Source organism: Candidatus Methylomirabilota bacterium (genome assembly GCA_036002485.1).
GTDB lineage: Bacteria > Methylomirabilota > Methylomirabilia > Rokubacteriales > CSP1-6 > AR37.
Map to the genome: position 1 here is coordinate 25,196 of DASYTI010000107.1, position 22,058 is coordinate 47,253.

General features: G+C 67.3%; 19 protein-coding genes. 8 read left to right on the top strand and 11 right to left on the bottom strand.

Annotated features, from left to right (window positions below):
• Nucleotides 1-35: 35 nt before the first annotated feature.
• The 6 genes from VGT00_10650 to VGT00_10675 all read right to left on the bottom strand — a co-directional run bounded on the left by VGT00_10650 (nt 36) and on the right by VGT00_10675 (nt 6,625).
• Nucleotides 36-932 carry an ABC transporter permease gene (locus VGT00_10650; GenBank protein HEV8531865.1) on the bottom strand — a complete coding sequence of 299 codons (897 nt, stop codon included), beginning with the start codon at nt 930-932 and terminating at the stop codon, nt 36-38.
• Between the two features lie 25 nt (nt 933-957).
• The gene (locus VGT00_10655; GenBank protein HEV8531866.1) at nt 958-1,905 is read right to left on the bottom strand and encodes an ABC transporter permease; all 948 of its coding nucleotides are present in this window, start codon (nt 1,903-1,905) and stop codon (nt 958-960) included.
• Between the two features lie 3 nt (nt 1,906-1,908).
• Entirely contained in the window at nt 1,909-3,519 is a 1,611-nt protein-coding gene (locus VGT00_10660; GenBank protein ID HEV8531867.1) for an ABC transporter substrate-binding protein, read from the bottom strand.
• Nucleotides 3,520-3,662: 143 nt separating this feature from the next.
• Complete coding sequence (locus VGT00_10665; GenBank protein ID HEV8531868.1) at nt 3,663-4,007, bottom strand: hypothetical protein; 345 nt, start codon at nt 4,005-4,007, stop codon at nt 3,663-3,665.
• A 38-nt stretch (nt 4,008-4,045) separates the two neighbouring features.
• The gene (locus VGT00_10670) at nt 4,046-5,209 is read right to left on the bottom strand and encodes a hypothetical protein (protein HEV8531869.1); all 1,164 of its coding nucleotides are present in this window, start codon (nt 5,207-5,209) and stop codon (nt 4,046-4,048) included.
• A 144-nt stretch (nt 5,210-5,353) separates the two neighbouring features.
• Complete coding sequence (locus tag VGT00_10675) at nt 5,354-6,625, bottom strand: crosslink repair DNA glycosylase YcaQ family protein (protein ID HEV8531870.1); 1,272 nt, start codon at nt 6,623-6,625, stop codon at nt 5,354-5,356.
• A gap of 50 nt (nt 6,626-6,675) precedes the next feature.
• Here VGT00_10675 and VGT00_10680 point away from each other — a divergent pair, with 50 nt between their 5' ends.
• The 3 genes from VGT00_10680 (at nt 6,676) to VGT00_10690 (ending at nt 8,841) form a co-directional block, all read left to right on the top strand.
• Nucleotides 6,676-6,984 carry a DUF962 domain-containing protein gene (locus tag VGT00_10680; protein ID HEV8531871.1) on the top strand — a complete coding sequence of 103 codons (309 nt, stop codon included), beginning with the start codon at nt 6,676-6,678 and terminating at the stop codon, nt 6,982-6,984.
• Nucleotides 6,985-7,001: 17 nt separating this feature from the next.
• Nucleotides 7,002-8,030, top strand: a complete 1,029-nt coding sequence (locus VGT00_10685) for an alpha/beta hydrolase (GenBank protein ID HEV8531872.1) — start codon at nt 7,002-7,004, stop codon at nt 8,028-8,030.
• 112 nt (nt 8,031-8,142) lie between these two features.
• Nucleotides 8,143-8,841: a haloacid dehalogenase type II gene (locus VGT00_10690; protein HEV8531873.1), complete on the top strand. Its 699-nt coding sequence runs from the start codon at nt 8,143-8,145 to the stop codon at nt 8,839-8,841.
• A gap of 65 nt (nt 8,842-8,906) precedes the next feature.
• Here the strand turns inward: VGT00_10690 and VGT00_10695 are convergent, their stop codons facing one another.
• Nucleotides 8,907-10,100 (bottom strand): formyl-CoA transferase, encoded by a 1,194-nt coding sequence (locus VGT00_10695; GenBank protein HEV8531874.1) that lies wholly within the window; start codon nt 10,098-10,100, stop codon nt 8,907-8,909.
• Nucleotides 10,101-10,145: 45 nt separating this feature from the next.
• Nucleotides 10,146-11,036: an ABC transporter substrate-binding protein gene (locus VGT00_10700; GenBank protein HEV8531875.1), complete on the bottom strand. Its 891-nt coding sequence runs from the start codon at nt 11,034-11,036 to the stop codon at nt 10,146-10,148.
• Nucleotides 11,037-11,432: 396 nt separating this feature from the next.
• Here VGT00_10700 and VGT00_10705 point away from each other — a divergent pair, with 396 nt between their 5' ends.
• The gene (locus tag VGT00_10705) at nt 11,433-12,626 is read left to right on the top strand and encodes a cytochrome P450 (protein ID HEV8531876.1); all 1,194 of its coding nucleotides are present in this window, start codon (nt 11,433-11,435) and stop codon (nt 12,624-12,626) included.
• A 12-nt stretch (nt 12,627-12,638) separates the two neighbouring features.
• On the opposite strand, the gene VGT00_10710 is transcribed toward VGT00_10705, so the two are convergent.
• The 3 genes from VGT00_10710 to VGT00_10720 form a co-directional block, all read right to left on the bottom strand.
• Complete coding sequence (locus VGT00_10710) at nt 12,639-13,544, bottom strand: ABC transporter permease (GenBank protein ID HEV8531877.1); 906 nt, start codon at nt 13,542-13,544, stop codon at nt 12,639-12,641.
• A 116-nt stretch (nt 13,545-13,660) separates the two neighbouring features.
• The gene (locus tag VGT00_10715) at nt 13,661-14,665 is read right to left on the bottom strand and encodes an ABC transporter permease (GenBank protein HEV8531878.1); all 1,005 of its coding nucleotides are present in this window, start codon (nt 14,663-14,665) and stop codon (nt 13,661-13,663) included.
• A 29-nt stretch (nt 14,666-14,694) separates the two neighbouring features.
• Complete coding sequence (locus VGT00_10720; protein HEV8531879.1) at nt 14,695-16,407, bottom strand: ABC transporter substrate-binding protein; 1,713 nt, start codon at nt 16,405-16,407, stop codon at nt 14,695-14,697.
• 434 nt (nt 16,408-16,841) lie between these two features.
• Here VGT00_10720 and VGT00_10725 point away from each other — a divergent pair, with 434 nt between their 5' ends.
• From VGT00_10725 to VGT00_10740, 4 genes are all read left to right on the top strand, one after another.
• A complete protein-coding gene (locus tag VGT00_10725) occupies nt 16,842-18,446 on the top strand; it encodes an ABC transporter substrate-binding protein (protein ID HEV8531880.1) in 1,605 nt (534 codons plus the stop codon).
• A gap of 39 nt (nt 18,447-18,485) precedes the next feature.
• The gene (locus VGT00_10730) at nt 18,486-20,090 is read left to right on the top strand and encodes an ABC transporter substrate-binding protein (protein ID HEV8531881.1); all 1,605 of its coding nucleotides are present in this window, start codon (nt 18,486-18,488) and stop codon (nt 20,088-20,090) included.
• A gap of 120 nt (nt 20,091-20,210) precedes the next feature.
• A complete protein-coding gene (locus tag VGT00_10735) occupies nt 20,211-21,134 on the top strand; it encodes an ABC transporter permease (protein ID HEV8531882.1) in 924 nt (307 codons plus the stop codon).
• Nucleotides 21,121-22,056, top strand: coding sequence for an ABC transporter permease (locus VGT00_10740; protein ID HEV8531883.1), 936 nt, complete (start codon nt 21,121-21,123; stop codon nt 22,054-22,056). Before VGT00_10735 ends, VGT00_10740 begins: the two co-directional genes overlap by 14 nt.
• Nucleotides 22,057-22,058 lie beyond the last annotated feature (2 nt).

Consider the following 22,058-nt stretch of genomic DNA (forward strand, 5'->3'; position numbering starts at 1 on the left):
CTGGCCCGTAACTCGGTAACTACTGGCCCCGGTAACTACCCGCCCTTGAGGCGAGGATCGAGCAAGTCTCGTAGCGCGTCGCCCAGCATGTTGAACCCGAAGACGGCGAGCGAGAGAGCCACCGCGGGCCAGATGGCGAGCCCGGGCGCGCGGTACATGTGGTCGAGGCCGGCGAGGGAGAGCATCCCGCCCCAGGTCGGATAGGGCGGCGGCACCCCGAGCCCGAGGAAGGACAGGCTCGCCTCGGTGAGGATCACCGTGGAGAGGCCGGTCGTGGCCACCACGATGATCGTCGGCAGCACGTTCGGCAGGATGTGTCCGGCGGTGATCCGGACATGGCCGGCTCCCGCGGCGCGGGCGCCCTCGATGTAGGTGTTCTCCTTGATCGAGAGCGCCATGCTCCGGACGATCCGCGAGTTCTGGATCCCGAAGGCCGTTCCCAGCACGATCGTGATGTTCCACGCCCCTGGCCCCACCAGCGACATGATGGACATGAGAAGCAAGAGGGGCGGGAAGGCCATCCAGGCGTCCACCGCCCGCTGGAGGAGCAGGTCCACCCGCCCGCCGAAGTAGGCGGAGCCGATACCGACGAAGGTGGCGATGAGGCAGCCGAGGCTGACGGCGCCGAACCCCACGTAGAGCGACACCCGCGCCCCGTAGAGCAAGCGCGTGAGCAGATCCCGGCCGAGCGGATCGGCGCCCAGCCAGTGCTCGCGGCTGATCGGCGCGAAGCGCTCGCGCAGGTTCGTCTCCGCGAACCCGTAGGGGGTGATCACGTCGGCGAGCACCGCCCCCCCCAGCATGACGATCACGATCACCGCGCCGAGCGTGCCGAGCGGCTTGTGGCGCACGAGCTGGATCCAGACGTCGGTGTACCACGCGCGGGTTCGCGGGAGCCGTCGCAGGTTGACGGCGGCGCCCCCCGGCTCCACGGCCACCGCCGCGGACCCGCGGGACCTAGTGGTATCGGATGCGGGGGTCCAGGAAGGCATAAGTGAGATCGATGAGCAGGTTGAGTCCCACCACTATGGCGGCCACCATGAGGTTCACGGACTGCACGACGGGATAGTCCAGACGGGTGAGGGCCTCGAAGAAGAAGAGCCCCACCCCGGGCAGACGGAAGATCGACTCGACGATGACCGATCCGCCGATGTAGAGCGGGGTCTGGAGCCCGACGAGGGTGATGACGGGGATCATCGCGTTCTTGAGGGCGTGGCGGAGGACCACGGTCCGCTCGCCGAGCCCCTTGGACCAGGCGGTGCGGATGTAGTCCTGGCGGAGCACGTCGAGGAGGGCCGAGCGCATGATCCGCATGATGGGTCCGGCCCGCGTGACCCCGAAGACGAGCGCGGGCACCAGCATGATCTGGAGATTGGCGATGGGGTCCCGGCTGAAAGGGACATAGGTCCACACGGGCGTCCACCGGAACCAGATGGACGGGAGCACCACCACCAGCACGGCCAGTCCGAAGTACGGCACGGACAGCGCCAGGATGGCGAGCACGCGGCCCGCGTAGTCGGCCACGGTGTCCTGGCGCACCGCCGACACGATCCCCACCACGATGCCGATGACCACCGAGATCAGGATGGTGAGGGCGGCCAGCTCGAGGGTCACGGGAAAGCGCCGCGCGAACTCGTCCCAGATGGGCTGCCGCGTCCAGTAGGAGTGGCCGAAGTCGCCGCGCAGCAGGATGCCCCCGATCCAGTCGAGATACTGGACGTGGATGGGACGGTCGAGCCCGAGGTCCTTCCGCAGGGCCTCGAGGGTGGGCGCGTAGGCGTGCCCTTCCACCATCCGGGTCGCCACGTCGCCGGGCATGAGGCGCATCATCGCGAAGACGATGATGCTCACCAGAAACAGCGTGGGGACGGCGAGGGCCGCCCGGCGGAGGACGTACCGCTTCACGAGCTACTTGTCGAGCCAGGTGAACATGAGCTTGTAGCCCATCCCGTAGCCGTCGTGATGCTTGAAGCCCTTCACGTACGGCGGGTGGGTCTGGTACTGGGGCGCGTTGGGCAAGTACACGTAGTACGCCTTGTCGGCGAGGTAGCGCTGGATGTCGTCGACGATGATCTTGCGCTTCTTCGGGTCGAGCTCCCGGCGCTGGGCCGCCAGCATCTTGTTGAGGTCGACGTCGACCACGTTGCTCCGGTTGTTCGGCTGCTCGGGGTAGAAGGCCCCGTAGAGCCAGTCGTCCACCTCGGTGAACGGGGTGACGGGCCCGATGGCCATCTTCTCGAACTTGCCAAGGTAGGTGGTGGAGATGTACTTCCCGTACTCCTCCGGCTTGAGATCGACCTGGATGCCGATCTTGCCCAAGTTGTCGGCGGTCATCTCGTAGTAGTTGCGCCAGGGCGGCGTGTAACCCGGCCAGTGGAAGGCCGGCGTGGAGAAGCCCTTGGCGAAGCCGGCCTGCGCGAGGAGGCGCTTGGCCTCGGCGGGGTCGTAGCCCACGAGATACTTCGCCTTGGCCGGATCCTGGCTCGCCGCCTCGAGCTTCCACTCCTTCATGGCGCAGGGCACGGGGCCCGCGTCGGTGCACCCCTCGCCGTAGAGCAGGGCCTCGTTCCACCCCTTGCGGTCGATGGCCAGGGAGACGGCGCGGCGCACGCGGACATCGTTGAAGGGCGGCTGGTCCGTCCGGAAATAGATGATCCCCTGCGACATCACCTGCTGCGGGATCAGGACCAGCTCGGGGTTCGTCTGCTGGAGGGACTTCCCCTCCTCCACGCTCGACCAGCCGAAGATCTGCATCATCTCCACGCGGCCCGCGCGCAGGAGGGACACCCGGGCCGAGGCGTCCGGCGTGATCTCGAGCACGACACCGTCCAGATGTGGCAGGCCCTTCACGAAGTAGTCGGGGTTCCGCTCCCACACCACGCGCACGCCCTTGTCGTACGACTTGAAGACGAAGGGCCCGGTGCCGATGACGGCGTCGGGGTGATTGAAGTCCTTGAACTTGGCCTCCGCCTCGCGCGGGAGGATGGCCGTGTAGACGGGATTGGCCAGATGGTTGAGGAGCGGCGCGAACGGCTCCTTGAGGGTGAGGCGCACGGTGTACTTGTCGACCACCTCGATGGCCTGCACGGGCTCGAGCCGGGCGCGGAAGCCCGACTTGGCCATGAAACGCTCGAGGGAGTACTTGACATCGTCGGCCGTGACCTCGCGACCGTTCACGGGCGGCTTGTTGTGGAACTTCACGCCCTTGCGCAGGTAGAAGACGAGGGTGGTGGGATTCTTGTACTCCCAGCGCTCGGCGAGGTCGGGCACGATCGTGAAGTCGGAGGCGTGCTTCTGCTCGGGACCGTAGGCGAAACGCACGAGCTGGCTATAGGCCATGCTCACGTAGCAGTGGGTGAGGAAGCTCACCGAGAGATGGGGATCGAGGTTGGGCGCTTCCCGCTCGGCCATCCGGAGGACGCCGCCGCGCTTGGCCGCCTGAGCGGCGACCGGGGGCACGGCGGCAATCAGGGTCAGCAGGAGCAGGCAGAACCCCGTGACGAGACCTCGTCGGACCATGGCGCGCCTCCTCGCTCCCCCTCGGCCGCAGGACGGCGCCCAAGGGTCACGGATCAATGTCGGGAACAAAGCGCGGGAAAGGTCCCACCATCTTCGTCAAACGGCACTCGTTGTCAAGCGCCATGACGCCGCCCGGCAGGCTTCTAACGCTGCTGGGCAGCGAGGATCTCGAGGGCGTCGTGGGCGGCGCGGGCGACGTCGGGATCAGAATCTGTCGTGAGGCGACGCATATCCGGCTGGAGACTCGAGGCACCGATATCGGCGGCGATGAGCAGGACCATGGGCAGATGCTCGCGCCGTCGGATGGCCTCGGCCACGAGAGGCTCCGCGCGCTTGCCGCCCTGAACGAGAAGCATGCCGGCGACGGTTCGTTCGCCTTCGTCCGTCGAGCCGAGGGCCCTGACCAACCCGCGGCCGGCCGAGCGACACCCGGTGGCCGTCCAGAGTGATTTGAGCGCGTAGAGCCGGACGAAGGTCAACGGCCCCATGCGGCCATCCTAGCGCGCGGGCGCCTGATTCCTGATGATCAGAGCCAAGCCCGCACGTCGTACTGCCGCCAGGTGGCCGGGTCGTGGGACAGGGAGTGGTCGAACCAGAGGGGCAGCACGTGCTCCTCGATGCGCGGATCGTAGAATCTCTGGCCCCCGCCGTCGGCGAGGATGACCAGGTCGAGATGCACGCGGATCGAGATGACCCGGTTCAGCAGATTGAACGCGGGCGTGTACTGCGGCCAGTGCACGGGGCAGCTCAACAGGATCATGCGGCCGACCTGCATCCCCGCGTGGTTGGCCACCATCGACACGCTGCCGCCGTGGCTGTGGGCGAAGAGGTCGAGCCCGGCAAGGTTGTGCTGCTGGACCCAGGTGCGGAGCCGGGCCCCGCCCAGGGCGCGCGCGGCGACGCTGTAGCCGCCCGACCAGTCGAAGCGGTCCTGGGCGCCGTACAGGTTCGGATCGACGTCGGTGTGAACGTATTGCCAGAAATCCCCGTTGGGCGGCTGCCACCATGCGGCGGTGCGGGCCCACGTCCCGTGCACGAGCAGGCTCGTGCGGGATCGTCGCCGCGTCGAGCGCCGCCGCCTGGGCTCGAGCAGCCGGGCGAGCACGGAATGGCGCGGATCGACCCGCGCGAGCGCGGTCGCCGCCACCTCGCGCGTCAGCGGATCGCGGCTGCGGACGCCGCGCGCGAGGATGGCCAGCGCGCGCGAGGGGTCGGCCGCGACCGGAAAGTACGAGGCCGCCGCGGCCACGCGGACCAGCTCGTGCGGGTGGCGCAGAGCCACTTCCACGAGGGCGCCGGCGGTCTCGTGGCTGGTGTCTCGATAGAATGCGCTGGCCGTGCGCCGCAGCGCGGCCGTGGCCGTGCGCGCTTCGCCGCGGGACGGGGTCGGCCCCGGCGCGGCCGCAAATCTCACCCCGGCCACGCGCTGGAGCGTTTCGGGTTGAAGGCGAGGCGCACCCGCCGGGAGACGCGGAAATCCCAGCTGGCGCAGATCGCTCGAAGGAATCGCCCGGAGCGTGCGCCGCGCAACCGGATGCAGCAGCCGGCCAGACGCTTGGGCTCGCGCCTCGACCGCCGCCGTATCGCCGCGCAGGTGCGCGCCGATCAGCAACAGCGTGGCCGCCTGAGAGAGGACGTGATTCGGTTCCTTGACGTCTCTGAAGGCCGCCGGGCCGGCGATCGGCCGCAACGTACGTGCGCCTCTCTGCGTCCGTGAGCGTCCCGCCGAGCCCTGGCGCCGTCGAGCCATCTGGGTCCCTCCCTGCTCGATCTAATCGAAACGATGTAGCCGGGGATCACCGTAACAATCAAGCTACCAGTCACGGACAGCCGCTCATGCGAAGCTGGCGTGCCTCAGCGCCTTTCGCAAGCGTGAGGGCGTCACGCGCCGGAGCACCACCTCGCGCGCGCCCACAAAGGTGCCCAGGGCGGCGAAGGCCTCCCCCAGCCCACTCAGCGCCTCGTCTTGATCCAGGCCATCCCCACCGGCCGGCGGCGTCTTCCCTGCCACGAACCACGGCTCGAAGTGCACGTGCCGGATCTCCAGCCGGCCCTCGGCGCGATGGCTCTTGGCGTCGACGCGGCCGATGAGATGGCCGTGATGGAGGATGGGCAGCGTGTAGTAGCCGTGCACGCGCTTGTGGCCGGGGGTGTAGACCTCGATGCGGTAGTCGAATCCGAACAGACGCGTCACCCGGTCGCGATACCACAGCATCGAGTCGAAGGGCGAGAGCAGGGTCGTCCCGCGCGATGGCGCGGACGCCCGGCGCGCCCGGGCGAGAGCCGAGAGATCGCGGGTGAGGGCGAACCAGCGGCCGGACCGTCCTTCGACCTCGAGCTCTGTCACCTCGCCGCGCTCGATCAGCGCGCGGAGGGCGGCGCGGCGAGGCCCCGGCCCGAAGCGCGGGAAGGTCAGATAGTGGGTCATGTCCAGCTCCGTCGCCGCGCCCATGGCGTGCAGCGAGCGCTCCACGTGCCAGCGCTGGAAGTCCTCGGACGAGATCGGCTCGCCGCCGAGCGCACCGGGAATCGCACGCTCGAATAGATCGAAGCGTTTCTGGAAGTGCCGCCGCGAATGGACAGTCAGGGCCCCGGTCATCCACAGGTAGTGCAGCGCGTGCTGAACGGGCCGCCACCTCCACCATCCGCCGGGCCCCGCGGGGCGCCGGCCCTCGAAATCGGCGTTGGCCATCGGGCCATTGGCGAGCACGGTCGCTTTCACCCGCTCGAGCATGGCGGCGTTGCGGCGAAGCCACTTGGACCAGCCCGTGTGGCGGAGGCGGTAGTCGAGCATGGCGCGCCGCCACCAGGGCAGCATGGTGGTGGGCACCAGGCAGGCGGCGTGGGCCCAGTATTCGAAGAGGAGCCGCCGACGATAGACGAGCCGGTCGAGCCGCGCGCGATCGTAGGGGCCGAAGCGGCTCCACACCGTGAGGTAGTGGGCGCGATCCAGCACGTTGATCGAATCCATCTGGAGGCCACCCACGTCCTCGACGAAGCGCCCGAGTCGCTTCGCGGTGAGGGTGGCCGCGCGCGGTCGCGCGAGGTGCTGGCGCTGGAGGAACAGCGTGGTGACCGCGCGCAGCGGAACGGTGAGGCCTGGCATCCCGACCGAGAGTACCACCGCGGCCGTGAGACCTGCGGTACGATACGGCCATGGCCGGCACGGAATACCGCTCGTTCCGCGAGTTCTATCCCTTCTATCTCACCGAGCACAGCAAGAGCGGCACCCGGCGCCTGCACTTCGCGGGCACGCTCCTCGTCCTCCTCACCCTCGGCTACGCGCTCATCGCCCAGCGGTGGCGCTTCCTCGTGCTGCTGCCCGTGTTCGGCTACGGCTTCGCCTGGGTCGCCCATTTCGCGGTGGAGCGGAACCGGCCCGCGACCTTCCAGTATCCGCTCTACAGTCTGGCCGGCGACTTCCGCATGTTCGCCGACATGCTCCGCGGCCGCGTCGCCTTCTGACCGCGCCGGCCCCCCTCATGACGTTCCCGGTCGTCGAGCACATCCTGAAGACCAACAGACACCGGACGTTCTATCTGGCCTGCGGCGCCCAGGATGGCCCGCTGATCGTGTTCGTTCACGGGTGGCCGGAGCTCTCGCTCAGCTGGCGGCACCAGCTCCCCTGCTTTGCCAGTCTCGGGTTCCGGACCATCGCGCCGGACATGCGGGGCTATGGGCGATCGAGGGTGTATGCGCGTCACGAGGACTATGCCCTGGAGCACACCGTCGCGGACATGATCGAGCTCCTCGACACGCTGGGCCGGGAGAAAGCCGTGTGGGTTGGCCATGATTGGGGGAGCCCGGTGGTCTGGAGCCTGGCCAGCCATCATCCCGAGAGATGCTTCGGGGTGGCCAACCTCTGTGTGCCCTATTTCGCGCGGGGCTTTGCCCCGCAGATCCTCGTCCCTCTCGTCGACCGCGCCGTCTATCCGGAAGGGCAATTTCCCGCGGGGCAGTGGGAGTATCAGCTCTTCTACGAGGAGAGCTTCGACAAGGCGCGGGCGGCCTTCGAGGCCAATGTCCCCAATACCGTCAAGTCCCTGTTCAGAAAGGGGAGCGCCAGCGGCAAAGGCAAGCCGTCCCGCACCGCGCTTGTGCGTCGAGACGGCGGCTGGTTCGGGGGCACCGGTCAAGCGCCTGAGGTGCCCATGGACACCGATGTGCTGACGGCAGAGGATTTTCACAAGTACGTGGCCGCGCTCGAGGGCAACGGCTTCTTCGGGCCGGATTCCTGGTACATGAATCACGCGCGCAACCTCGAGTTCGCGAGCAAAGCCGTGAACGGCGGCATCCTGCGCTTGCCGGTTCTGTTTCTCCACGGGGAGTACGACTACACGTGCGAGACGGTGGCGTCCCGTCTGGCCGAGCCCATGCGGCAGGATTGCCGGAACCTGACCGAGGTGATCGTGCCGTCCGGGCACTGGATGGCGCAGGAAAAGCCCGTGGCCGTCAATGCCGCCCTCGCCAAATGGCTGGCCGTCCAGCTCCCGGAGCTGTGGACCGTCTGAAGATATTGGGATCGACTGGCGTGGTCGCCGACCTTCGGGCCCTCCTTCACTGAGCCTGGCTGACGACCTCGCGTCAAGAGAACAGGCTTCGCCCGGCGAAGGGGATCGGGGAATGATCGATTTCACGACCAAGCGAGTGCTGACCTTCGACTGCTACGGGACCTTGATCGACTGGGAGAGCGGCCTCCTCGCTGCTCTGCAGCCGATCTTGGCAGACCACGGCACGATGCTCGATGCCGAGCACCTATTGACGCTCTACAGTGAGCTGGAGTCTACCGCCGAGCAAGGTTCGTACACTCCGTATCGCCAGCTACTGATGATGGTTCTCCGTCGCCTGGGCGAGCGTCTCGGCTTCGTTCCGTCCAAACCCGAAGAGGCTAGGTTCGCCGATTCGGTCGGGGACTGGCCGCCCTTCGCCGATACACCGGCGGCCCTGGCGGCGCTGAAGCGCCGGTTTCGGCTCGCCATCATCTCCAACGTTGACGATGACCTTTTTGCCCGCACGAATGAGAGACTCGGCGTTGTCTTCGACTGGATCGTCACGGCTCAACAGGTCGGGAGCTATAAGCCATCGCCCAATAACTTCGAGCAGGCCCTGGCGCGCATCGGCCTGCCGAAAGGCCAAGTCCTCCACGTCGCCCAGAGTCTCTTTCACGACCACGTGCCGGCCAAGCAACTCGGTCTGGAGACCGTCTGGGTCAACCGGCGCCATGGTAAGTCTGGCTCCGGTGCCACTCCCCCGGCCCACGCCCGGCCGGACTTGGAGGTACGAGACTTGGCGACACTAGTGCGAATGACGGAAACGGCGTAGGGGTGCGTCTGCTGCCTCTATCGCTCGTGCGGCGCAGGCGTCGAGCTTCGATGATCTCAACTGAATCAGGTCGCCCCGTCGGCCTCGAGGGCCTTGATCTCGGCCTCGTCGTAGCCCAGTTCCTTCAAGATCTCGCCGCGGTGCTGGCCGAGGAGCGGAGCCATGGCGATCACCGTCTTCGAAGCTGAGAGCTTGATGGGATTGCCCGCGGTGACGTAGCGGCCGCGCACGGGGTGCTCCACCTCGACGATCATGTCCCGGGCGAGGAGATGCGGATCGCTCAGCACCTCGCCGGTGTCCAGACAGGCCCCGCAGGGAACCCCGGCGCCGGCCAGCACCTTCATGACGTCGTGCTTGGAGCGCTCCGATGTCCACCCTTCCACGAGGGCATTGACCTCGTCCTTGCGCTGCCAGCGAGCCTCCGCCGTCTCGTAGCGCGCGTCTCCGACGAGATCGTCGCGTCCGATGGCGCGCAGGAGCGGATGCCACATCTGCTGCTGGGTGAAGATGAAGACGTAGTCATTGGGCCCGCCGGGATGGCAGCGGTACGTCGTCCCCGGCACGCTGATCCCGAGCTGATTGCCCGTCCGCGGCGCCGGCCCGCCGTGGCGCTGGTGATCGCGGAGGCTCACCCGGATGAGGTTCACCACCACGTCCTGCATGGAGACCTCGACCTGCTGGCCCTCCCCGGTCGCGTGGCGCTGCATGAGCGCGGCGAGAATCCCGATCACGCAGTGCATGCCCGTGCCGGAATCCCCGATGGACGGCCAGACATACGTGGGCGGACCGTCGGGAAAGCCCGTGACGCTCATGCCTCCACCCATGGCCTGGGCGATCGGCTCATAGCTCTTGTAGTCGCGGTACGGGCCGTACGACCCGAAGCCCTTGATGCTGGCATAGACGAGGCGCGGATTGATCGCCTTCGCGGCGGGATAGCCGAAGCCGAGGCGATCGAGGACACCCGGGCCGAAGTTCTCGAGGAGCACGTCGGCCGTCTTCAAGAGAGCTCGAAAGATCTCCTTGCCGCGGGGATGCTTCAGGTTGAGGGGGAGGCTTCGCTTGTTGGCGTTGAACGAGAGGAAGAAGAGGCTGTCGGAGTCCGCCCGATCCCGATGGGTGTGGCGCGCGGGGTCGCCCCGCTCCGGCTCTTCGACCTTGACCACGTCGGCCCCCAGCCACGCCAGCATCTGGCCGCACGAGGGCCCCGCCTGATTGTTCGTGAGGTCGACGACCCGGATCCCCGAGAGGGCCTGAGTCATCGGCCGGCCCCTCGGAGAGACGGGGGCGCTTGAGAAGACCGAGGATCAGCGAGCATCCGGCGGCGCCGCGACCACGGCCTCGTACGGGTGCCGCTTGGTAATGAGCCTGGAGTAGTGGAAGACATCGAGGGCGACCTCGAAGGCCGGGCGCGTGATCTCGACGTGGGGCGTCCAGCAGCCGAGCTTCTGGTAGTACGCGATGGTCGAGGTGAGCACAGCTCGGTCGATCTCCGGGAAAAACGAGGCCTCGGCCTCGGCAACCTTCGGCGCCGGCGTCTCGATGAGCCAGGCCCGCGCCGCCCGATAGGCGCGCATGAAGCGCTTCGCCGCCTCCGTGCCCAGCCATTCCCGCGTGGCGGCCAGGCTCGAGAACGCCACCGGGCCGATGGCCTCGCCTACCGAGGCGACGACATGGCCCACGCCATCGTGCTCGAGCTGCTGGGGCGCGGGGCCCTGCTGGTGGATGTAGTCGCCGTCGCCCTTCCGGAACGCCTGATCCATCTGCCCGCTGGGGAGATCGACGGCCGTGATCGCCGCGAAGTCGAGGCCGCGGCGATGACACGCGTACTTGAACATGGCCAGGGGCTGGCCGCCGTGGTCGACGAGCACCCGCGTGCCCTTGAGCTTGTCCCAGGTGAAGGCCGGATCGGCGGCGCGTCCGGTGAGGAAGAAGCCGTCTTTCTCGTTGATCTGGGCGAAATGCACGACGGGCGGCCGCTGGCCCTTTTCGAGCGGGCCAAAGCCCTGCGAGGGCGCCGACTGGGCCACCTGCACCGTCCCGTTCACGAGCCCCTCGATGGCCGACTTGCCGGGCGGAGCCACCGAGTGCTTCGGCTCGAATCCCTCGGCCTTCAGGAAGCCGCCCGCGACCGTGGCGATCAGCGGCGAGTAGAAAGCGGAAAAGCGCGTGAACTGTATGCTGATCTGGTCACTCAAGGACACCTCCCGGTATGCTCGACATGCGGCGCTGGTTGTCGGATCGACAGCGGTAGGATCGCGCCCTCGATCACCGGAGTCAAGACAGCATCCCCCCGGAGACTATCACCGCGAAGCCGCGACATCCGTAGGATACGGCCCGGTACTGGGTCTAGTTGCGAGCCAGATCAACTCAGCCCTCGCCTCGGGGCTGCGCCCCTCAGCTCGAATGACCACGCCCGAGGGAGCCAGCGGCGCGAGGCGTACCTGTATGTACGTTGAGCGTCGCTGGCGACCGAGAACGTGGCATTTCGAGCTGAGCGGCTCCGTCGCGAGGTGAGGGCTGAATTGATCTGGCGAAGCAAATCGACCCAGTACGGCCCCGCGCGCCGTCCGTTCGAGTACAATGGTTGCCCGATGAGTGGCCTTGTCTTCGATCCGATGGATCCAGAGTTCGTGGGCGATCCCTATCCGGTGTACGCGCGTCTGCGCGCCGAGGACCCCGTTCACCAGAGTCCACGCGGCTTCTGGGTTCTCACGCGATACGAGGACGTGGCCACCGTCCTGCGCGACTCGGTCCTGGCCAAGGAGCCCCTGGCCGCCTTCGTGGCCGCGCGCTTCGGGGTGGCGGTTCCGCCGGGGGTCGGGCTCTCCATGCTGGACCGCGACCCGCCGGACCATACCCGCCTGCGCAGCCTCGTGAGCAAGGCGTTCACGCCGCGCGTGGTGGAAGAGCTTCGCCCGCATATCCAGGAGATCGTCGACGGGCTCCTCGCGCGCGTGGAGGGCGAGAGCTCGATGGATCTGATGGAACAGTTCGCCTACCCGCTCCCCGTCATCGTCATCTGCGAGATGCTCGGGGTCCCCGTCGAGGATCACGAGCGATTCAAGGGGTGGGGGCTCGACATCGCGCGAGGGCTCGACGCCATCCTTCTCCCCGTGGACTCGGAGGTGGCCCAGCGCAGCATGGCGTCACGGCGCGCCCTCGCCGAGTACTTCCGCGGGCTCATCGCCGAGCGCCGCGCCTCCCCCCGCGGCGATCTGCTCTCGGCTCTCATCGCCGCCGAGGAAGCGGGCGACAAGCTGAGCGAGGAAGAGCTGCTCGCCACCTGCATCCTCCTGCTCGTGGCCGGCCACGAGACCACCGTCAACCTGATCGGCAACGGCACCCTCGCCCTCCTGCGCCATCCCGCCGAGCTCCGCCGGCTGCGCGAGCGCCCCGAGATCATCGGAAGCGCGGTGGAGGAGCTCTTGCGTTACGACGGCCCCGTGCAGCGAACGGCGCGCATCCCGAGCGCCGATGTCACCATCGCCGGCCGGAAAATCAGCAAGGGGGAGCTGGTGCTGCCCTTCATCGGAGCGGCGGACCGAGATCCGACCCAGTTCGCCGAGCCGGACCGCCTCGACCTCACGCGCGCCGACAATCGCCACCTCGCCTTCGGCTGGGGGATCCACTTCTGCCTGGGCGCCCCCCTCGCGCGCGTGGAGGGCCAGATCGCCATCAGCGCGCTCGTGCAGAGGCTGCCCAGGCTCGCCCTCGCTACAGACAAGCCAGAGTACCGTCAGAGCCTGACTCTGCGGGGCTTGAAGGCGCTCCCCGTCAGCTTCTGATCGGCGGGAGTGTCACTCGCCCCGGAGCCGGGGATCGAGCAGATCGCGGAGGGCGTCGCCCACCAGGTTGAAGGCCAGCACCGCCAGCATGATGGCCACCCCGGAGAACGTGGTGATCCACGGGCAGCACTTGATGTACTGGCGGCCCTCGCTCAGGATATTTCCCCAGCTCGGGGTGGGCGGCGGGATGCCGAGCCCGAGGAAGGACAGGCTCGCCTCCGTGCGGATGGCCGTGGCGATGTAGAGCGTGGCCACGACCACCAGCGCGTAGAGGGCGTTGGGGAAGACGTGGCGGGCCATGACCCGGAGCTGGCCGCTGCCCAGGGCCCGCGCGGCCATGATGTAGTCCTGCTCTCGAATCGTCAGGGCGAGACTCCGCGCGAGCCGGACGAAGTTCGGCGTCAGGGCCATGCCGATGGCCAGGATCTCGTTGACCAGCGTGCCGCCCAGCGCCGCCACGATGATCAGGGCCAGGAGCAGCGTGGGAAACGCCATCAGCATGTCTGAGGCCCGCATGATCAAGGTCTCGACCCGGCCCCCGCGGAACCCGGCGACGATGCCCAGGGGCACCCCCAGCACGAAGCTGAAGATCACCGAGGCGAGGCCGACCTCGAGCGAGACGCGCGCCCCCCAGATGATGCGGCTCAAGATGTCCCGTCCGAACTCGTCCGTCCCCAGCAGGTGGCGCTCGACGGTGCCCGGGCCCTTGAGCACGGCGTCGGAAAACTGAGCGGACGGACTCATGGGGGCAAGGAGAGGAGCGGCGGCCGCCACCACGACCATGGCCACGGCCATGAGCGTCCCGATGCCGATGGGGAGCCAGCGGCGCAGGTAGCGGCCGCGCGCGGCGTCCCGGCTCTCGTCCCCCGCTCGAGCGAGGGTGAGGTCGGCTGGATCTGCCCCGCGAACGATGGCCATTAGCCCATCGAAGGGGGCCGCGACGGCCCCCTCCGAGCCTCCCCCAGGATCCGGTTGCGCCGGCGAAGCCGGCGCTCGAAGGAACCAAGTGACCAACGCATGTCTTCGGCAGGCTCCTAGCGGTAGGCGACCCGGGGGTCGACGATGGCATACAGCATGTCGATGACCAGGTTGACACAGATGATGATCATGGTGAAGACGGTGATCGCCCCCTGGGCCAGGGGATAGTCGCGAGCGTTGATGGAGTCAACCAGCATCTTGCCCAGGCCGGGACGCGTGAAGACCGTCTCGGTGAGCACCGTGCCCGTGAGCGCGATGGCGACGAAGATCCCGACGATGGTGAGGAGCGGCATCATCATGTTGCGCAGCGCGTGCTTGTAGACGACCACGCGCTCGATCTGGCCCTTGGCGCGAGCGGTCCGGATGTAGTCCTGGCTGATCACCTCCAGCATGGCCGAGCGCGACAGCCGGCTCACCGTGGCGGCCAGCGTGAATCCGAGGGCCAGGGCGGGCAGCGCCAGGTGGTGAAGCACGTCCCCCACCGCGGCCAGGAAGTCCGCGGGATGGGAAATGAATTCACCCGAGCGGATCATGGCAAGGACGCCGTCCAGGTCGCCGCCGCCGATCAGCGGGAAGAGATTCAGGCGGAGCGAGAAGAAGATCAGGAGCAGGATCCCCAGCCAGAAGACCGGCATGGAGAGGCCCAGGAGGGCGAAGATGCGCAGCGGATAGTCGACGAGCGGGTTGCGGCGCTTGAGGGCGGAGACGATCCCGATAGGAACGCCGATGAGGGCGGCCACGATGGCGCTGGCCATGACCAGGACGAAGGTGTGAGGGAACATGCGGCCGATGTACTCGTTGACGGGGTAGCCCTGCCGTAGAGAGTTGCCGAAGTCGAACTGAACCGACCGCCACAGGTAGTCGATGTATTGCACGGCCAGAGGCCGGTTCAGCCCGAGGTTCTTGGTGCAGTCGGCGAGAGCCTCGGTGGTGGCCTGGTCGCCCATCATGGCCACGCACGGGTCACCGGGCAGGATGCGCATGGCAAAGAAGACGATGCTCATGGCCCCGAGCAGCATGGGGACCGCGACCAGCACTCGGCGCAGCACGTACTTGAACATGGCCTAACCCTGCGTCCTCCGCTGAGCTCCTAGTTGAGGACCTTGAGCATCTCGGGGTAGTTGTAGCTGTAGTGGAGCGAGAACTCACCGTACTCGGGATCGAACGGCGTGCTCACCCGCTTGGGATTGCGCGCCCACTGGCCCGCCAGATCGCTGATGGGCAGGCACACCAGGTCGCGCTCGATGCGCTTCTGCGCCTCGGCGTAGATCGCGGCGCGTTTCTTCACGTCGCGCTCCACCCGTCCCGCGGCGAGCAGGTCGTCAATGGCGCGGTAGTGGGCGAAATTGGTGCCCTTGTTCCCGGTGGCTGGATCGGGGATCTCCTTGGAGTCGAAGAACAGCGACAGCCAGGGGTCGGCGTCGGGGAGTCGCGTGCCCCCGTACAGGACGAACGGATTCAGGTTCTTCCGGATGTTCTCGTGGAAGGTCGCGTGCTCGACCACCTGCAGCTCGACGATGATGCCCACCTGCTTGAGCTGCTCCTGGGCCAGGGTGAGCACCTTGGGATAGAAGAAGGACTTGCTGATGAAGTAGTTCTTGATCGTGAAGCCGTTGGGGTGGCCCGCCTCGGCCAGCAGCTTCTTGGCCAGCGCCGGGTTGTGCTCCGGGAAGTTCATGGGAATGTGGCCGAAGTAGCCGGGCGGCACGCAGCTCGGAGCCACCCGGGCCAGGCCGCCGGGGTACATGGTCTCCTTGATGGCCTTGCGGTCGATGGCGTGCATGAACGCCTTGCGCACGCGGATGTCGTCGAAGGGCTTCGCGGTCATGTTGATGTAGAAGCGCTCTTGCGTGCCCGGGCCGCGCTTGTCGATGACGGCGCCCATTTTCTTGACCTGGTCGGCGAAGTCCGCGGTGACCGCCTCGGGATAGAGCAGGTCGAACGTGCCCTTCTCGAGGCCGATCAGCTTGGTGGAGTCCTCCGGCACGTCGAAATAGTTCACCTCATCGATCGAGGGCCGGCCGAGGTGGTACTTGTCGAAGGCCTTGAGGACCACCTTCTCGCGCGGCGAGTGCCGGTCGAAGTAGAAGGGGCCCGTGCCGACGGGGTTCCACTTGAACTGCTCTCCGTACTTCTCGGCGGCCTTTTTCGACACGATGTACCCCTGCTGGTAGCCCACCATGCGCAGGAGGAAGATGGGGTCGAAGGACTTGAGAGCGATCTGCACGGTGTGGGGGTCGACGACCTCGATGGACTTGATCACCTCGAGGTTCACCCCGAACCGCGTGCCGGGCGCCCGGCTGATCTGGCGCTCGAAGCTGAACTTGACGTCCTCGGCCGTCAGCTCGCCGAAGCCCTTGTGGAACTGCACGCCCTTCTTGAGCTTGAACGTCCAGATCGTCCCCTCGGGAGAGAGCGTCCAGCTCTCGGCCAGGTCCGGGTCCACCTCGGCCGTGGTGACCTTGCCGTCCCTGATGGCGAAGCGCGTGAGGCCCCGGTGCATGAAGCGAGCGATGGCCTGGCTCTGCCCGAGGATGCTCATGTGCGGGTCGAGCGTGTCGGGCTCCTTGGCCGCGATGTTGAGCACCTTCTTCTTCTGGGCCTCCGCGGCGGGCGGCCCCACCAGGACGCCCAGCGTGAAGGCCGTGAGGACGGCGAGGGCAACGACCAGTGCGAGCGAGAGCCGTGACCGGACATGGCTGGACATGGGCTTCTCCCTTTCCGGGCGCAAGGCAGTGGTGTGGCGGTCGCGGAAGGCCGCGATCGTGACAGTTGGCGTGACCAGGATCAACGAGTCGATCATGCGACCTCGGGCGCGCGCAGAGCGCCCGCCCTGTTGAGGGACCGACGGCCGACGCCGGAGCCGCCGAGCCTGGAAGGTCCCCCGGGGTTCTGGGTGGCGTCAAGGATAGTCGAGGCGGGGGGCGGCTACAAGGGGACTGGAAACGAAAGCCGGGGCCTCGGCGTTGAGAAGTGGAAGGCTGCAGAAGACGCCCTGATTGGAGCGCTTGTTGACACGGCCGTTCGGCCCCTGATAGCATCCGCCGCGTCGAGCGAGCGGACCGCCCGCGGCCTCCAGGCCGCCCATTTTCGGGGCGGCTCCATCGGCCCTCCTCGAAGCCTGCGGGCAAAGTCCAAGACCCAGGGGAGTGTGCTTGGTCCATATCCCGAGTCCTCTCAGATCCTCGAAAGCGGGTTCACCGCATGTATGACCTTGGCAGGCAAGGGAGAGTGTGCATGAGACAGCGGCTCGGGCTCGTGGTGGTGATGGTGACGGCCCTCCTATGGGGGACGCCCGGGGAAGCGGCCCGGCCCGAGGGCACGCTGACGGTGGCCGTCGCCACCTTCGGCAATGAGCGCTGGCTGCCCCACCTCTATGTGGGCGCCGAGGACGTGGTGCTCAAGCCTATGTACGAGAATCTCCTCACCCGCGACCCCAAGACGGGCGAGCTGATCCCCATGCTGGCGGAGCGCTGGAAGGTCTCGGATGGCGGCCGCACCTGGACGTTCCACCTGCGCAAAGGGGTCCAGTTCCACGGGGGCCGGGGCGAGGTCACGGCGGAGGACGTCAAGTTCACCTTCGCCACAATCGCCAAGGACGGCTCCGCCAACTCGCTGGCCCCGGAGTTCCGCCTGATCAAGAGCATGGAGATCGAGGACCCCTATACCATCACCGTGCGGTTCGACAAGGCCTCCGTGGCCTTCGGCAACAAGGTCACCCAGGGGTTGTTCGCGTCGGTGGCCTTCATCCAGTCCAAGCGCCACGTCGAGAGCGCCGGAGAGCAGGGGGCGGAGCGGCAGCCGGTGGCCACGGGTCCCTGGAAGTTCGTGGAGCACGTCCGCGGCGACCGGATCGTCTACGAGGCGGTGGAGAACCACTGGCGGACGGTGCCCCACTTCAAGCGCCTGGTGTTCGTGAAGGTGCCGGAGCCGGCCACCCGCATGGCCATGCTGCGAGCGGGCAGCGTGGACGTCATCGAGATCGGCGGAGAGTACGTGGAGGAGCTGAAGAGGGTCGGGGTGCGGACGATCGTCATGCCCAATGTCTCCTGGGTCTACGTCATCCTGGGCGGGCAATGGCCCACCAAGGCCACCTATGACCGCAACGTGCCCTGGGCGCAGCCCGACGCCGAGCGGGCCCGCAAGGTGCGGCTAGCGCTCAACCTGGCGGTGGACAAGCAAGCCATCATGGAGCGAATGCTGGGCGGCCTGGGAAGCGTGGTGGGCTCCTGGCTCACGTATCCCTCTGACGCGTGGGCGACCGACGCGTTGAAGAAGCCCTATCCCTATGATCCGGCGAAGGCGAAGGTGCTGCTGGCGGAGGTGGGCTATCCCAAGGGCTTCGAGGTGACCATGAACCTCACGGCCTGGCCCGGACGGGGCTATCTCCCGGATGTCGGAGAAGCCGTCGCCACGTACTGGGAGAAGGTCGGCATCAAGGTGAAGCGGCGGCCCGTCGACCGCGCAGTGTTCGCCGCAGACTTCCGGGCCCGGGCGTACTCGGGAGTGACGCTGGCCTATGCCGCGCCGCTCGTGGGCCCAGAGCCCTGGGAGATCCTGATCCGCGGCGGCCATACCAAGGCCGCCCTGAACCTGTTCGTCGAGCATCCCAAGCTCGACGAGTTCGTCGACCGTCTGGCCACCGAGGCCAACTACAAGGAGCGAGTGCGCATCATGCGGGACGAGCTGGGCCCCTGGCTCCAGGACTACATTCCCGGCGTCGCCATCGGCGCCGCCCATGCCATCGTGGGGGTCGGGCCGAAGGTCGGCGAATGGCCCCTGATCCCCGGCCACATGGGGTTTCACAACTGGGAGTACGTGACCCGGGCCGCCGCCCGGTAGCCCCGAGGCCCACAGGCCTGTGCCGGAGGAGGAACAATCATGAAGCAGCGGTTCTCTGTCATCGTGTCGATCGCGACGGCCCTCCTGTGGGCTCTGGCCATGCCGCGGGCCGAAGCCGCTCGGCCGGAGGGGACGCTCACGGTCGCGGTGGCCACCTTCGGCAACGAGCGCTGGTTGCCGCACCTCTATGTGGGCGCCGAGGACATTGTCCTCAAGCCGCTGTGGGAAAACCTGTTGAATCGAGACACCAAGGGCAACCTCATCCCCATGTTGGCCGAACGGTGGGAGGTGCTCGACGGGGGGCGGACCTGGAAGTTCCATCTTCGCAAGGGCGTCCGCTTCCACAACGGGTCGGAGTTCACCGCCGAGGACGTCAAGTTCTCGTTCGCTTCGATTGCGCGGGAAGGCTCGGCGAACTCGCTGGCGCCGGAGTTCCGGCAGATCAAGAGCATGGAGATCGAGGGTCCGCACACCATCAGCCTGCGCTTCGAGAAGCCGTTCGTGACCTTCGGCAACCGGGTGACCCACGGGCTCTTCGCCTCCGTGGCCTATATCCAGTCCAAGAAGCATATCGACACCGCCGGGGAGGACGGGGCGGAGCGCCAGCCCGTCGGCACGGGTCCCTGGAGACTCGCGGAGCACGTCCGCGGCGACCGCATCGTCTACGAGGCGGTGGAGAACCACTGGCGAGCCGTGCCCCATTTCAAGCGGCTCGTGTTCTTGAAGGTGCCGGAGCCGGCCACCCGCATGGCCATGCTCCGCGCGGGTGGCGCTGATGTCATCGAGATCGGCGGAGAGTACGTGGAGGAGCTGACCAAGGTGGGCATGCGAACGATCACGATGCCCAACGTGGCCGCGGTGTGGGTGATTCTCGGGGGACAGTGGCCCACGAAGCCGACATACGATCCCAAGGTGCCCTGGGCGTTGCCCGATGCCGAGCGTGCTCGCAAGGTGCGCCTGGCCCTCAATCTGGCCGTGGACAAGAAAGCCATCTTCCAGCGGGTGCTGGGCGGGCTCGGGACCCCGGTGGGCACGGTGAACTACTATCCGACGGATCCGTGGACTTCGGAGGCCTTGCTGAAGCCGCTTCCCTATGACCCGGCCAGAGCGAAAGCGTTGCTCGCCGAGGCGGGCTATCCCAATGGCTTCGAGATCACGATGAATCTCACCGCCTGGCCGGGGAGAGGATACCTCCCCGATGTGGGCGAGGCCGTGGCCACTTACTGGGAGAAGGTGGGCCTCAAGGTCAAGCGTCGGCCCGTGGACCGGGCCGTGTTCTCGGCGGATTTCCGCGCGCGGGCGTATTCCGGGGTGGCCCTGGCCTATGCCGGGCCCCTCATCGCGCCGGAGCCCTGGGAGCTTTTCGCGCGCATCGCCCAGACGAAGTCGGCCGTACATCTGCTCGTGGAGCATCCCAAGCTGGATGCGCTCATCGAGCGCCTGGGCTCCGAGCCGAGCGCCGCGGCGCGGACGCGGATCATGCGCGAGGAGCTTGGGCCGTGGCTCTACGAGTACCTTCCCGCCGTCGCCATCGGGGCGACCCACGCGATCGCCGGCGTGGGACCGAAGGTGGGGGAATGGCCGCTCATCCCCGGCCACATGGGCTTCCACAACTGGGAGCTCCTCACCCGGACCGCGCGGTAATGCGGCGGGGTCCCCGGATGTCCTGGGAGTGGGTCCGAATCGCTGCTGTTCGAGCGCCGGCTTCGCCGGCGCCACCCGGGGGGAGGTTCGGGAGGGGGGCGTAGTCCCCCTCCCGTTCATATGTGGCGGTTCCTGGCGGGCCGTATCCTGCAGACGCTGCTGAGCATGCTCGTGGTGATCAGCATCGTGTTCGCCCTGACGCGACTGTCGGGCAGTCCCATCCCCTTGCTGCTCGACGTCAACGCCACCGAGCGCGACCAGGAGATCCTGACGCGTCATCTCGGGCTCGACAAGCCGCTGCTCGTCCAGTACGGCATCTATGTGAGGAACCTCGCCTCGGGTGACTTCGGCAACTCCGTGCTCACGCGGAGGCCGGTGACCGAGCACATCTGGGAACGCCTGCCCGCCACCGTCGAGCTGGGGTTCGTGGCGATGTTCCTGAGCGTTCTCATCGGCATCCCGCTCGGCATGTATTCCGCGGTGCGGCGGGGAGGGATCGCGGACAGCGCGGCGCGGGTGTTCGCCGTGCTCGGGCAATCCATGCCCACGTTCTGGCTCGGGCTCATGTTGATCCTGTTCTTCGGCGTCGTGCTGGGAGTGCTGCCGGCGGGCGGGCGGGGTGATATCCGGCACCTGATCCTCCCGGCCTTCACGCTGGGCTATTTCACCTCCGCGGCCATCCTGCGCCTGACGCGCTCCAGCATGCTCGAGGTGCTGGGATCCGATTACATCAAGTTCGCCCGGCTCAAGGGACTGCACGAGCAGGTGGTGCTCTGGAAGCACGGCCTGAAGAACGCCCTCCTGCCCGTCGTCACCTTCGCCGTCATGCTCTTTGTGCAATTCCTCGGGGGCGCCGTGGTCACGGAGACGGTGTTCGCCTGGCCGGGACTGGGGCGATTGATTCTCGAGAGCATCACCACGCGTGACTATCCTATCGTGCAGGCCGGGGTCCTCGTGCTGAGCTCTCTCTATCTCACGGGGAATCTTCTCGTGGACATCCTCTACAGCTACCTCAACCCGAGGATCCGTCATGCTGGCGGGTAGACAGCTCCCGTGGTTCCCCGGGATCGTCCTGGCCGCGCTGGTCCTCACGGCGGCGTTCGCGGCCTACCTCGCGCCCCATAGCCCCACGGAAGGCGACATCACCAGAAAATTGATTCCTCCCGTCTGGATGGAGCGGGGCACCTGGGAGCATCCGCTGGGGACTGATCGCTTCGGGCGCGACGTATTGAGCCGGATCATCTACGGCAGCCGGATCTCCCTCACCGTTTCCCTCATCGCCATCTGTGTGGCGGGCACGGTGGGCACGGGGCTGGGCCTGCTCGCCGGGTATCGGGGGGGCTTCACCGATGCCTTCCTCATGCGGCTGACCGATATCGGGCTCTCGTTGCCCATCGTCCTCATCGCGGTGGTGCTGGTGGCGGTGTCCGAGCCGAGCTTTGGCAACGTCATCCTGGTGATCTCGCTCCTCCTGTGGCCGCGTTTCGCGCGGCAGATACGCGGAGAGACGCTGGGGATCAAGCAGCAGGATTTCGTCGCGCTGGCCGTGGTGGCCGGACGCTCGAGCTGGTGGATCATGTCGCGGCACATCTTCCCCAACGTGGTGCCCACCCTGCTGGTGATCACCACCCTTCAGGTGGGCTACGTGATTCTGCTGGAGGGCACCCTGAGCTTCCTGGGCGTCGGAGTGCCGCCGCCCAATCCCGCCTGGGGACTGATGATCGCCGATGGCCGCGGGTTCCTGGCTACCGCGTGGTGGATCTCGCTCTTCCCGGGCCTGGCCATGCTCTTGATCGTCCTGGCCGTCAACCTGATGGGGGACTGGCTCCGCGACCACCTCGACCCCAAGCTGCGGCAGCTCGGCAGTCGAGCCCCCCTGCTCGACGCCCCGGGTATGGAGCCGGTGGGCCACGCGGCCGGGGAAGCTCCCGCCCGGGGCGCAGCGGGGGGCGGGGATGGAGGATAGGC